Raw genomic sequence first — 12,808 nt, forward strand, 5'->3', positions numbered from 1 at the left:
CCCGTCAGACTGCGGTCCTGCGCGCCCCGCCCCGGAACGCGCGCAGCGACGGTCGGGCCGGGCCGGGATCATCGGCGCCCCTGGCATCGGCATGGGCGGCCAGATCGCGGATCGTGGGATGGCGCAGCAGGTCGCGCGCCTCAAGGTTCAGGCCCGCTTCGATCATCCGCGCCGCGATGCGGAACACCGTCAGCGAATCCGCGCCAAGGACATAAAGCGTATCGGTGGTGCTGATTTCATCCAGGCCCAGAACCTCTTGCCAGATCGCGGCCAGCGCCTGTTCGGTGGGGGTTGCCGCCGGGCTGCGCAACGGCGTGACAACGGCCTGCGCCTCGGGGGCGGGCAGGGCCTTGCGGTCCAGCTTGCCATTGGCCGTCCTTGGCAGATCGCTCAGGCTGACCCAGGCGGTGGGCACCATATAGCCGGGCAGCCGCGCGGCCAGAACCGGCGCGGGATCGACCGGGCCGGGATCGACCGGGCCGGCATGGGCGCGGTCGCGCACCAGATAGCCGACCAGCTGTTCGCCGCCCTGGGGCGCAGGGCGCAAGGCCACCGCCGCCGCCGCGATTCCGTCGATGGCGCGCAAGGCGGCCTCAACCTCGCCCAGTTCGATGCGGAAACCGCGCAGCTTGATCTGCCCGTCCTGCCTGCCCAGAAGCTCGACCCGCCCGTCCGCCAGCCGCCGTGCCAGATCGCCGCTGCGATACAACCGCCGCGCACGGCCATTGACCACCACATCGCGGAAGGCCTCGGCGGTCAGGTCGGGGCGGTCGAAATACCCCCCCGCCAGACCCGCGCCGCCGATGTTCAGCTCACCCACCGCGCCCGGGGGGACCAGTTCATCCATCGGCCCCAGCACATGCAATTCGGTATTGGCGATCGGATGGCCGATGCTGATGCGCCCGTCCGGGGCGACCCGGTCCACCGCCGACCAGATCGTGGTTTCGGTGGGGCCATACAGGTTCCACAGCGCCCCGCCCCCGGCCAGCAGCCGCCGTGCCAGATCGGCGGGCAGCGGTTCGCCCCCGCACCACATGGTCAGCCCCGGCTGCGGGGCCAGCCCCGCCTCAAGCAGCATCATCCACAGCGTGGGCGTAGCCTGCATATGGGTGATGTCGCCCTGCGCCAGCCGCGCGACCAGACGAAAGCCGTCCAGCACATCCTCGGCCGGGGCGATCACCACCCTGGCCCCACACAAAAGCGGGCCGAACAGTTCCAGCGCGGCGATGTCAAAGCTGGTGGTGGTGACCGCAAGCATCACATCATCGCGGGCAAGGCCCGGTTCGCGCAGCATGGATTGCAACAGGTTCACCACCGCACGGTGGCCGATCTCTACCCCCTTGGGCACGCCGGTGGAACCCGAGGTGAAGATGACATAGGCTGTGGCCGCCGCATCACCGGCCACGGGTGCCGGCCGCGCATCCATGGGCAGATCGGCCAGCGCGACACAGGGCCGGCCCGCCGCATGTTCGGGCGCGTCCGTTCCATCATGGATCACCGCATCCGCCCGTGCCGCACCGATAACCGCCACCAGCCGGGCAGGCGGCTGCAGCGGGTCCAGCGGCACATAGGCATGGCCCGCCTTCAGCACCCCCAGCATCGCCGCGACGCAATCCGCCCCCCGCGCGACCGAAACCGCCACCCGGCCGCCGGGCGCGGGCAACAGCCGCTGCACCGCCGCCGCCACCGCATCGGCGCGTGCCATCAGATCGGCATAGCGCATCCGTCCGGCCGCATCCTCGATCGCGATGCGGTCGGGCATTGCGCGCGCCGCCGCCTCGATCAGACCATGCAGCGTGCCATCGGGGATCGGCGCCGCGGTGGCATTCAGCCCCTCGGCCAGCCAGTCACTCTCGGCCGGGCGCAGCAACGGGATGGTGCCAACGGGGCGGTCGGCATCGGCCGCCATCCCGGCCAGCAGGGTTTCCAGATGACCCAGCCAGCGCAGGACCGTAGCCCCATCATACAGATCAGAATTGTAATCCACATCGACGCGCAGCCCGTCGCGGCGTTCGACCACGTTGAAGAACAGGTCAAAATTCACCGCCGCCTTGGGGTTTGCATGGGTGGATATCCGCAGCCCGCCCATCGTCATGCCCTCGGCCAGCTTTTCCAGATTGAACTGCACTTCGGTCAGCGGCAACCGGCCCAGCGAGCGTTCGATTCCCAGTTCGCGCACCAGTGTGCCATAGGTGCAATCCTGATGGTCAAACGCAGCCATCACCACATCGCGCACCCGGACCAGATGCTGCGCCATCGGCGCGCGGCGATCGATCGGCGCGCGGATCGGCAGGAAATTCACGCAATGCCCGACCAGATCGGGGTTTGGCAGCAAAGCCTGTCCGCCTGTTGGAACCCCAAGAACCACGTCATCCGACCCGCCAAGACGCGCAATCACGGTCTGAACGGCTGCAAACAGCGTTGCAAACAGGGTGCAGCCATTTTTGGCACCCACCTTGCGCGCGCCACGCATCACGTCTTCGGGGATATGCGCGGTCACCGTGGCCCCGGCATAGGATCTGACCGCGCCACGGGGCCGGTCGGTCGGCAGGGCGGGCAGATCAGGCAGGTCTGCATAGACCTGACGCCAATGCGCGATCGTTTCCGCACGCGGGCGGGTCGATGCACTGGCCGCGGCATGGGCCGCAAATGACGGCGCCGGTGGCAGGTCGGCTGCGGGGCCACCCGTCTCCTGGGTGTAAAGCGCCGCCAGATCGGTGAACAACACGTTATAGGACCAGCCATCGCAGACGATGTGATGCGCGGTCACCACCAGCACATGATCGCGTGGTCCGCGCCGTACCAGCATCATCCGCAGCGGCGGGCCTTCCACCAGATCGATGGGTGTGGCCGCGTCCTCGGCCAGCAGCGCGCGCAAGGCTTCCTGCGGATCTGGCGCACCGCTCAGGTCATGCAGGGGCAACGCGGGGATGAACGGATCAAGGATGTCAAAGGTTGCGCCCGTGCGGGCAAAGCGTTGGCGCAGACCGTCGTGGCGCGCGATCACGCGGGCAAGCGCACGTTCCAGCGCCGCAATGTCCAGATCGCCCTGCAACACCAGCGAGGCGCTTTCGTTGAAACTGCAGGACGCCTGATCCGACAGCTGGCTGGTCATCCAGATCTCACGCTGTGCCTCGGTCAGGGGGATGTCGTGACGGGGCGCCACGGGCACAGCAAAGGGGGTGGACACCACCGCCCCGTCGCCCTGATCGGCCAGAATGCCCACCGTGCGCAATTCATCCAGCGATTGGGCAAAGGCCTCGGCGCAGGCGCGGAAATCGGCCTCGGAATGGGCGGTCGTGCCCATCCCGGCATAGCCCACCTGCACATGTATCCCTTTCATCCGCATCAGCGGAAAGATCAGCGTGGCATTGGGGTCCAGATTGGTCAGGTTCATGATGAACCAGCTGGAATAGCCCTCGACCGCGCGCGGCAGGCCGCGGGCCGCCAGGTGCGCGTTCATTTCGTCAACCAGCTGGCCGGTGCGCCCGGCCACCCGACGCCACAGGTCATCGCCCTGCGCCTCGATATGGTCCAGCGTTGCGCTGACGGCGGCCAGAACCAGCGGATGGCGCACGAAGGTGCCGGCAAAGAAGGTCGGCGCGGTCTGCGGGCCGGATTCGTCGCCAAAGGCCCATTCGCCCCCGTCCAGCGCATCCATGAACCGCCGCTTGCCCGCCAGAAGGCCGATCGGCATGCCCCCGCCCACGACCTTGCCATAGGTGGCCATGTCCGCCTCGATGCCCCATTCGCCCTGCATCCCGCGCGGCCCGACGCGAAAGCCGGTCACAACCTCATCCATCACCAGGGCTGCGCCGCTGTCCTGCGTCAGGGCACGCAGCGCGCGGACGAAATCTGCCGGGCGCAGTTCGGGATGGCGGCTTTGCACCGGCTCGACGATGACGGCGGCAATCCCGGTCGCGTTCGCGCGCAGCCAGTCCAGGCTTTCGGGCGCGCCATAGGGCAGCACGACCATGTTGCCCAGCCCGCTGCGCGGAATGCCCGGCGCGATGGGCAGTGCCGCGGGCGCACCGCCCCGGCCCTTGCCCTTCACCAGAACCTCATCGAACTGGCCGTGGTAATCATTGCCAAAAACCACGATCCGGTCGCGCCCGGTCACCGCCCGCGCCAGCCGCATCGCGGCCATCACCGCCTCGGACCCGGTGTTGCAAAAGGTGACCCGATCATGGCCCAGAAAGGTTGTCAGCCGCTCGGCCAGCGGCCCGGCCAGATCGCTTTGCGGACCGATGGCAAAGCCCCGCGCCATCTGGCGGTTGATCGCCTCGATCACGAAATCGGGTGAATGGCCAAAGGCGGTCTGGCCAAAGCCATTGACGAAATCGATGAATTCATTGCCGTCAATGTCCCACAGGCGCGACCCCTTGGACCGATCTGCCACCACCGGAAAGACCATCTCTTTCCACTCGGCCCGGAACCCCGCCACGGTCCGCGGATCCGCCAGAACCGGGCGGTGGCACTGGGTATAGGCCTTGGATTTCGGGAATCGCGCGCTGTAGGCCTGGGCCAGATCGCGCGCAAAGGCAAGCTGCGCCGGGGTCAGATCACCGCCACCGGCATTGGTCGCGCGCCCGATGGAAAAACCCTGCCGGGCGGGCGCGGGCTCATCCTCGGGCGTGATGACGGCCGCTGCTGGCGCCACCTGTTGCGGCGGGACGGCCTGCGCAACCGGGGCGGGCCCTGCGGCCTGGGCCCCGGGCGCCGCGCCAAGGGCGGCCAGCTGCTGGGCAAAGATCGCCTGCATCGTCTGCATCTGGGCCTGCACCACCTGCGCCAGACCGGCGGCGTTCGGCGGCAGCGGCGCCCCGGGGGCCACCACGACAGGGCTGGTCTGCGCCAGGGCCGGGGCGGGCGCGACAGGGGCCGCCGCCGGGACGGGCGCGGCCACCTCGGGCGGCAAGGTCTGGTCCAGGTGATCGGCCAGGGCCCCGGCGCTGGGGTAATCCGACAGAAGCTGGCGGAAGGTCAGACTGGTCTTGTAGACGCTGGCCAGCCGCTGGGTGAACTGGCCCAGGAACAACGAGTCGAACCCCAGTTCCAGAAAACCTGCCGCCGCATCCTCTGGGGCAAGATCCTCGCCCGACAGATCGGACAACATCGCCAGAAGCTCGGCCACAAGGCGCGGCTTGCGCGGGGCGGGGATAGCGGCGGCGGGTGCAGGGATCATGGTCATGGCGGAACTTTCGGTTACAGCCAGGGGCTGGGCATCGACTTGCACGATTGCGTTCGGATGGGCCGCCACGGCGGGCGGATCGACCCAGTGGCGCTTGCGCTGGAACGGATATGCGGGCAGCGACACGCGCCGCGCGCCGCGCGGGCCCACGCGCGCCCAATCCACCTCGACGCCCAGGGCCCAAAGCCGCCCGAAGGCCTGCGCCATGGCCTGTTCATCCGATACAGGGCGCGTGTGATCGGGCAGGGATTGCACGATCCCGGCATGGCCATCACGCGCCAGCGCCTGCGCGGCAAAGGCCGACAGCACACCCCCCGCCCCGGTTTCCAGCAAGACCGTGGGCCGGGCCGCGGCCAGGGTGGCAATGGCATCGGCAAAATTCACCGCACGCCGCGCCTGACCGGCCCAATAGGCGGGGTCGCGGACCTCTGCCTCGGTGATCCAGGTGCCGCTGACGCAACTGACCCAGGGGATCTGCGGCGGGTGCAGCGTGACGCCCGCGATCTGGCGCGCCAGGGCGTCGCAGACCGGATCCATCATGCGCGAATGAAACGCATGCGAGGTGTGCAGCGTGCTGCAGGCAAGACCTGCCGCCCGCAGCCGGTCAGCCATGGCCGCGATCGCCTCATGGCTGCCGGCCAGAACGTTCAGCTGTGGGGCATTGCGCGCGGCCAGATCGACGCTGTCATCCAGATGCGGGGCCAGATCGTCAAGACCGGCGCGCACCGACAGCATCGCCCCCCCGGGCTGGTCCTGCATCAGCTGGCCGCGCGCGGCGATGATGCGCAGGCCGGTTTCAAAATCCATCACACCGGACAGCGCGGCGGCCGCGAACTCGCCCACCGAATGGCCGATCATCGCCACGGGCCGCACCCCCCGCGCCAGCCACAGCCGCGCGCAGGCATATTGCGTCAGAAACAGCGCAGGCTGCGTCAGGCGGGTGTCGCGCAGCGCGCGCGCGGCGTCGGCATCCGAGGTTTCGCCAAAGCACAGCAGGCTGTTCAGGTTCAGCCCCAGGATCGGTTCCAGGATCTCGGCCCCCTGATCGATCCAGCGCGCGAATTCGGGTTCGCTGCGGTAAAGCCCGCTGCCCATGCCGGGGTATTGCGACCCCTGACCGGGGAACATCAAGGCGACCGCCGGGGCGACGTCGGGGGCGGGGCGTCGCACCGCCGGGGCCTTGCGCAACGCGGCAACCCCACCGGCCCGGTCGCGGGCGGCAATCGCGCTGCGCCAGGGATAGGCCGCGCGCCCCTCTTGCAGGGTGAAGGCCACATCATACAGGGCCGGGGCATCCGCCGCCTCCAGCGCGGTGGCCAGCCTGTCATGCATTGCGGCCAGCGCCTCGGGCGATTTCGCGGCCAGGGGCAGGATCTGCACGGTATCGGGGCGGGGCGGATCGGGGCGGGGGGGCGGTTCTTCCAGCGTCAGATGCACATTGGTGCCGCCCACGCCGAACGAACTGACCCCGGCGCGCCGCGGGCCCGCGCTGGCCCAGGCCTCGGTGCGCTGCGGCACGCGGAAGGGCGCATCCGACAGGTCGATCTTGGGGTTGAGCGCGCGGAAATTCGCCACCGCCGGAATTTCACCATGGCGGAACATCAGCGCGGTCTTGATGACGCCCATCACGCCGGCCGCCGCATCCAGATGGCCGATATTGCCCTTGACCGAGCCGATGGCACAGCTGCCCGGCCCCTGCCCCGGCCCAAAGGCCAACGTCAGGCTGCGCAGCTCGATCGGGTCGCCCAGGGGGGTCGCGGTGCCGTGGCATTCGACATAGCTGACCGTTTCGGGCCCATAGCCCGCATCGGTATAGGCCATGCGGATCGCGCGGCTTTGGCCGGTGACCGAAGGGGCGGTATAGGCGATCTTGTCCGCCCCGTCGTTGTTGATGCCCACGCCCCGGATCACGGCATGGATCTGGTCGCCATCGGCCAGCGCATCTTCCAGCCGGCGCAGCACCACCGCCCCCGCGCCATGGCCAAAGACGGTGCCGCCGGCATCCTTGTCAAAGGGGCGGCATACCCCGTCGGGCGACACCATCCCGCCTTCCAGGCAGAAATACCCGCGCCGTTGCGGAAAGGTGATCGACACCCCGCCCGCGATCGCCATGTCGCAGGCACGCGCGCGCAGGTTCACCACCGCCTGCGCAATCGCGGTCAGCGAGGTGGAACAGGCCGTGCCGATGGAAAAGGCCGGACCCGTCAGCCCCAGCTTGTAGGCCACCCGTGTCGCCACGCTGTCGGTGACGTTGCCGGTCAGTTCATTGTAATTCCCGACCTGAAACCCCGAGGTCAGATCATCGGACGCGGCCCGGTCCGCCAGCAGGTTATGCAACAGATAGGTGGAAAGCGAGGCCCCCGCGAAAACCCCGATGCCACCGTCAAAGCGGCGCGGGTCATGGCCCGCATCCTCCAGCGCCTCATAAGCGACTTCCAGAAAGACACGGCCCTGCGGATCGGCCACCGCCGCTTCGCGCGGATACATGCCGAAAAAGGCGGCATCGAACATTTCGGCATCGGGCAGCCAGGGGCGCGCGGGCACATAATTGGGCGCGGCGCGCTGTTCGGGGGTATAGCTGTCCTCGATCTCATCGGGGCGGAAACGCGGGATCAGGTTGTCGCCCGCGCGGATGTGCCGCCAGAACGCCGCCAGCCCGTCGGCCCCCGGAAAGCGCCCCGAAAGCCCGATAATGGCAATGGCGCCCCGGGGCAGATCGGGGGGCGCGGCCACGGCGGACGCCGCAGCGGCATCCGCCCTGGGCGCCTGAGCCGCCAGATCGGACAGCCGCATCGCCAGATCGCGCAGCCGCGCGGTTTCGAACAGCAAGGTGATGTCGAACCGCAGCCCCAGCCGCGCTTCCAGCGCCGCATGGGCGCGCATCAGCTGCAGCGAGGTTCCTCCGGCTTCAAAGAACGTGGCCTCGGGGCGGATCGGGCCGGGGCCAAGGATCCCCTGCCAGACCTCGGTGATGATCGCCACCATCCGCGCGGGCCCCATGTCGCCCGCATCGGGCACAGGCCCGGCCCCCGCATCGGCGGCAAGGCGCGCCTCGGCCAGGGCGACCAGCGCCTTGCGGTCGATCTTGTTGGCATTGGTCAGCGGCAGATCGGGCAGAACCATGGTGAAGCGCGGCAACATGCCTTCGGGCAGCACCGCGTTCATCTGCACCATAAGGTCACGCACGAAGGCCCGTTCATCGCCCGGCATCGCGCCCGCTGGCTTGACAAAGGCCGCGATACGCCGGTCGGCCCCGGCGGGCGCAACCACCTCGACCGCCGCATTGGCAAGGCCGGGCAGCTTGCGCATCACATGCTCGACCTCATCCAGTTCGATGCGCCGCCCGCCGATCTTGACCTGCCGGTCCGCCCGGCCAAGGAATTCGAACACACCGTCGGCGCGCTGGCGCACCAGATCGCCGGTCAGATAGACCCGCCCCGCATGGCCCGGTCGCGGATCGGGCACAAAGCACTGCGCGGTCTGATCCGGCAGGTTCAGATAGCCCTCGGCTACGCCGATCCCGGCAAGGGCAAGCTGGCCCGCCTGGCCCGGACCCGGATCCTGCAGCGCCTCATCCAGAACGAAACAGTCAGTATGCGCCTCGGGCCGGCCAATCGGAAGTGGCCCGCCCTCAAGATCGGCGGCGGTGATCTGATGCATGGTACAGAACACGGTGCCTTCGGTCGGACCATAAATGTTGCACAGGCACAGGTCGGGATACAGATCCTTGACCCGACGGGCATGGCCCGGGGCAACCACATCCCCCCCGGTAAAGACCAGGCGCAGACCGGCAAAGGCGTCGGGGCGGTGTTCCGCCAGCAGATGAAAGACGCCCGTGTAAAACAGCGCGACCGTGGCCTGATGACGCGTGATCGCATCAACCAGATCGTCCAGCGACGGCCTTGCCCCCGCCACGATCGCCACCGTGCCCCCCACCAGAAGCGCCGGCCAGAATTCCTGGCAGGCGCCGTCACAGGCGATGGTCGAGGAATGCAGGCACACATCCCCGGGCAGCACCCGGCCCACAGGCTGATCAAAGCCGATCCGCGCAATCGCACGCTGCGCCACGACCACACCCTTGGGCCGCCCCGTCGAACCCGAGGTGTAGATGACATAGCCCACATCGCGGCCCGTTGCCTGCGCAAAGACCTGATCGTCCGGCACGGGCCGGGCGATGCAATCGCCGATATCCAGAACCGGAACGCCTGATGCCGCCAGCGGCCCGACAAGATCGCGCAGCGCACCGGGGCACAGGATCGCCGCAGGCGCCGCATCCGACAGGATGAAGGCGATCTGTTCACGCGCATAGCCCGGGTCCAGCGGCACATAGGCCGCGCCCGTGCGCAAGATGCCCAGCATCGCCAGCTGCACCTCGATCGCGCGGGACGACACGATGGCAACCCTGTCCCCCGGCGCCACGCCCGCCGCGATCAGCGCCGCCGCAATGGCCCCCGCCGCGCGGGCGGTTTCGGCATAGCTGAGGGCGCGGTCACCCGACACAAGCGCGGGATGGTCGGGAATGATCGCACAGACCCGGGCGAAACTGTCGTAAAGTCCAAGCGCGGGATCAAAATTCAGCGCCTCAAGTCGGGCAACCTCATGCTGTTGCATCCGCACCCCCCAGCATTTACGCCGTGAAAACCGGGGGAATCTGGCGATTGCGCATCAGGCCAAATCCCACCCAATGCCGGGCAAAAGACCCGGCAGGTGAATGATTCCCGACAATTCACGACTTATTTTTGACAATTATTGCAGAAACGATACGGCAATTCCGTCATTTAGGCGACTCTGTTTTAAAGAGGCGCGATGGGGTGAAGCCGGATTCAACCGCCAGTCGATGAATATTGCGTTCACGCACAATGAGAATTAAAATTCACAATAGGCCGCGCAAAATTCGCAACCATATATATAAGAATAATTCCGCTATTCAGAACATATCGAATTTGTAACGAATTGCAGTGGTCAGGGCCAAGCGAACCACAACAGGTTGAATCCCCGCGCCGCGTCCGGCCTAGGCCGCAAAGACCCCCAGTATAACCAGCCAGACCAGCAGGCAGCCGGCGATCACGATCCGGCGCAGCGTAGTGCGGCGGATGCCATCGGTGGCGCAGGCCCGGCGGGGGGCGTCGGCGGGACGGGGCCCGGTTGCATTCGGATCAGGCGTCATGCGGCGCTATCTAGCACGATTTGCGCAGGATGCACGGGGGTCCGGGTGCCGCATGGCGCGCATTGGCAGGAAGGCGCTTACCGCGTGCCCTGGTCCGGCGGACACGGCTGCGGGCCTGCCGATGCCCGGGCCTGCGGCGCCAGAATACCGTGGTAAAGCCGCTGCAACGCCTCGGCCCAGGCGTCGGGCGTCAGCGCGATCTGCGCCGCCGCGGCAGGCGCGCGCGCGGCCAACGCCCCGACCAGGGCATCGTCTTGCGAGAGCCGGTGCAGGACCGCGGCCAGATCGCCCGCATCGCCCGCCCGAAACGCCAGCCCCGCCCCGCCCCGGCAGATGCCCGCCGCCAGCAACATGCTGTCGGACAGGACCACCGGAACCCCCGCCTGCAGCGCCTCAACCGGCACAAGGCCAAAGGGTTCCGGCCCAAGCGTTGGCGCAATCACGGCGCGCGCGGCGGCCATCGCGTCCGCGATCCCCCCCCTGCCGGCCCAGCCCGTGCAGGGATATTCGGGGTAATCTGCCTGCAACCGCGCCCGGTCCACCCCATCGCCCACAAAGCGCAGGGCAACACCCGCCCGGCGCGCCGCCTCGGCCAGGACGAAGACGCCCTTGTAGGCATGCAGGTCGCCCACATACAGGAATTCGCGCGCCAATCGCGGGACCGCCGGGGCCGCCAGCAGCGGCTCTACCGGATTGGCAATCGTCACCACCCGGCCCGCAAGCCGCAGACGCGGCGCCATGTCCGCATGGATCAGCACCGTCGTCGCCGCCCCGGACAGGCGCGCGGTGCCGCGGTTCTGGATCACCTGCCGCGCCACACGCCACAGCTTTTGCGGATAGCTGCGCTTGTCGCAATGGCGCGCGACACAGCCCGGCGACAGGGCACGCCGGTTGCAGGTTTTCCCCGCGCGAAAATCAAAGAAACTGCCGCTGGGACAGGCCAGAAAATAATCATGTGCATGCAGCACCGTGCGCGCCGCACAACGCGCAAGCGGCGCCAGCACCGCAGGCGACAGGGTCTGATGAAACCCATGCAGGTGATAAATCGTGCGTGCATCGTCATGGCACGCGATCCAATCCGTCAGGGCCCGCCGCGCCGCGCCATTCCAAAGGCCTGTCACCGCCGCCGACAACGCCCGCCGGTCCAGCAGCCGCCGCCCGCCAAGCGCGATCAATTCTGCCCCCGGCGGGGCCTGATCGCCGCTGTCACCGGCAAAGATCGTCACCGCAAGCCCGGCCTTCAGCAATAACCGCGCCTGCAACAAAGCAAGCCCGGACGCCCCCCCCCGCGCCGCCGCGAAATCGGTCAGGATGACCACCCGCGACGGCGACACCGCCGTCATTCGAAATCCGCCACACGGTCGGGGCGAAGGCGCCCGCGCATCAGATCGGCCAACGCCCGCAGATTGCCGCGCAGCCGCCCACGGCGGTCGACCCCGGGTTCGGGGCGAAAAGAAAGAACAATGTTTGCCAGCAAGTTACGCGCCATCATCGCAAAGGCGCGGGTAGGGCGCATGGTGCGCTTGGCGCGCAGATACAGCGGATTGGCAATCTGCGAATAGCCCAGCCGCAGACCACTGCTGCGCCCCGTCTTGGTGCCCAGATGGATGCCGCGCAACGCACCGGCCCGCACGATCCGCCCGCAATGCGCCAGCTGACGCGAGAAATCCACATCCTCCAGCCAGCCATAGAACGGCAGCCGCGGATCAAACCACAGCCCCTGCGCCAGCACATCGCGCAGCCGGATCGCCATGTTGCAGCCATAGCCGTTATAGACCCCGACCAGATCGCCCGAACCTGCCAGCGGCGGCAGCGCATCCAGCCGCGCGCGCGCGGTATCGGGGTCAAGCCCGGGGCCGTGGATGCCATCGGCCAGCACCGCACCCGTCGCCATCACAATATCGGAATGATCGCGAAACAGCGCCTCCAGCCGGGCCAGATAATCCCGCGCCATCAGGAAATCATCATCCAGAAACAGCAGCACATCCCCCGCCCCGCCGCCTTGCGCCGCGATCTCCAGCGCGCGGTTACGCTGCCGCGTCAGCCCGATGTCAGATCGCTGCAGGCACAGCGCGAACGGCAACCCGGTCAGCGCCGCGGGGTCGATGTCACCCTCGCGGGCGAAGACGACGATCACCAGATCGGGCAGCCGCACCTGGCGGGCAATGTCGCGGATCGTGCGCGTCACAACCGCGCGCCGGCCGGTCGTGGGTATGGCGATCATGATCCGCATGATGTTGCCTGCCACATTTTGGGCACGATTCCGTGCCAACCTACATCTGATAGCGTTTTTCGCTTGATTCGGCGCCGGCCTGACAGCATCGTCGGGAAAAGCCTCAGACCAACAAGAAGGCCCTTTGGCATGTTACAGGAACGCGCAGTCACACTTGGCCAGGATGCCCGCCCTTCGTCACCGCCGGGGACCGCGCGTGCATGGTTCTGCCGGCAAT

General features: G+C 68.0%; 4 protein-coding genes. All 4 read right to left on the reverse strand.

All coding sequences use genetic code 11. The features are described from left to right. Window positions 1-4 precede the first annotated feature (4 nt). Window positions 5-9,802 carry an amino acid adenylation domain-containing protein gene (locus ACK8OU_RS13650; protein WP_410303970.1) on the reverse strand — a complete coding sequence of 3,266 codons (9,798 nt, stop codon included), beginning with the start codon at window positions 9,800-9,802 and terminating at the stop codon, window positions 5-7. 400 nt (window positions 9,803-10,202) lie between these two features. Then, a complete protein-coding gene (locus ACK8OU_RS13655) occupies window positions 10,203-10,358 on the reverse strand; it encodes a hypothetical protein (RefSeq protein WP_410303971.1) in 156 nt (51 codons plus the stop codon). Window positions 10,359-10,435: 77 nt separating this feature from the next. Continuing rightward, on the reverse strand, window positions 10,436-11,701 hold the full coding sequence (locus ACK8OU_RS13660) for a glycosyltransferase (protein ID WP_410303972.1): 1,266 nt from the start codon (window positions 11,699-11,701) through the stop codon (window positions 10,436-10,438). Beyond that, entirely contained in the window at window positions 11,698-12,591 is an 894-nt protein-coding gene (locus tag ACK8OU_RS13665) for a glycosyltransferase family 2 protein (protein ID WP_410303973.1), read from the reverse strand. The genes ACK8OU_RS13660 and ACK8OU_RS13665 overlap by 4 nt, the downstream gene beginning before the upstream one ends. Window positions 12,592-12,808: the final 217 nt, after the last annotated feature.

Origin of the sequence: Pontitalea aquivivens (assembly GCF_046507575.1) — a bacterium.
Lineage (GTDB): Bacteria > Pseudomonadota > Alphaproteobacteria > Rhodobacterales > Rhodobacteraceae > Pontitalea > Pontitalea aquivivens.